Here is a 273-nt window from a genome sequence, read left to right as displayed (position 1 = left end):
GTATTACACCTATTCACTCGCCTCGAGGATTGGATGAAAGAGTTTGCACCGAATGGCTGCATGTCCATCAATGCATTAGCAGCCTATCCAGAAAATCTATCGATTAATCAAGCAGTAAAACAACACAAATTGGCGGTCCGTCAGCTTAAGCTCCAACTAAGTCAGCGAGAAGACCTCGCAACCACACTCTTCTTGTTACATGAAGGTCTATCCAACGCATGGCCGGTTCTCGGTCACGCTGCCTTTGCATCCGCTGAACACACTCTGCTAGAA

1 pseudogene is annotated in these 273 nt (G+C 47.3%); it reads left to right on the top strand.

Annotated elements, in window-relative coordinates:
• Positions 1–33 precede the first annotated feature (33 nt).
• Positions 34–273: pseudogene (locus tag O4H47_RS17925) on the top strand (hypothetical protein); the annotation flags it as partial.

This window comes from Maritalea porphyrae (assembly GCF_027213965.1).
GTDB lineage: Bacteria > Pseudomonadota > Alphaproteobacteria > Rhizobiales > Devosiaceae > Maritalea > Maritalea porphyrae_A.
The sequence above is the reverse complement of the archived record's forward strand: the minus strand, read 5'-3'. Positions and strand labels throughout refer to the sequence as shown.